1 protein-coding gene is annotated in these 919 nt (G+C 57.7%); it reads left to right on the top strand.

Features of this window, described 5'->3' with window-relative positions; genetic code table 11:
* Positions 1-919 (top strand): immunoglobulin-like domain-containing protein (locus NR126_RS28370; RefSeq protein WP_256832480.1); only part of this gene is annotated, 919 nt, incomplete at both ends.

The raw sequence follows: 919 nt of genomic DNA, 5'->3' as shown, positions 1-919 counted from the left end.
CCGACACCGTGACCGTCAGCATCGCTGGCAATGGTCCTGTGTTTGAAAACGCCAACCCAACCTTCACCATCACCCTCAACCAAGCGTTGAAGGACGATCTGACCGTCAAGTTGAGCAACGGCGGTACGGTTACCGTTAAAGCCGGCGAGACTTCGGCGATCTACACCGCGCCAATCCAGGGAGACGACGTCTACAAAGACGGCGGCCCGCTGAGCGTCACCATCGACAGCGCAACCGTGAAGGACCAGGTCTTCGAAGACCTGCAGTTGAGCAAAGAACCAGGCGTGGTGCAGATCAACGACACCACGGACACCGTGACCGTCAGCATCGCTGGCAACGGTCCTGTGTTTGAGAACGCCAATCCAACCTTCACCATCACCCTCAACCAGGCGTTGAAGGACGATCTGACCGTCAAACTCAGCAACGGTGGCACCGTCACCGTTAAAGCTGGCGAAACCAGCGCGATCTATACCGCCCCAGTTCAAGGCGACGACGTCTACAAAGACGGCGGTCCACTGAGCGTTACCATCGACAGCGCAACCGTGAAGGATCAGGCCTTCGAAGATCTGCAGTTGAGCAAAGAGCCAGGTGTCGTACAGATCAATGACACCACCGACACTGTGACCGTCAGCATCGCCGGTAACGGCGACGTATTCGAAAACGCCAACCCAACCTTCACTGTCAGCATCAACCAGGCGTTGAAGGATGACCTCACCGTCAAACTCAGCAACGGTGGCACCGTCACCGTCAAAGCCGGTGATACCAGCGCGATCTACACCGCACCGATCCAAGGCGATGACGTCTACAAAGACGGCGGCCCGCTGAGCCTGACCGTCACCGATGCCTCTGTGCCAGGCAAGGTCTTCGAAGACCTGCAACTGAGCAAAGAGCCAGGCGTGGTGCAGATCAACGACACCAC

The sequence above is a fragment of the Pseudomonas sp. Pse1 genome (genome assembly GCF_024519635.1).
GTDB lineage: Bacteria > Pseudomonadota > Gammaproteobacteria > Pseudomonadales > Pseudomonadaceae > Aquipseudomonas.
This window is presented reverse-complemented; position numbering and strand designations above follow the sequence as displayed.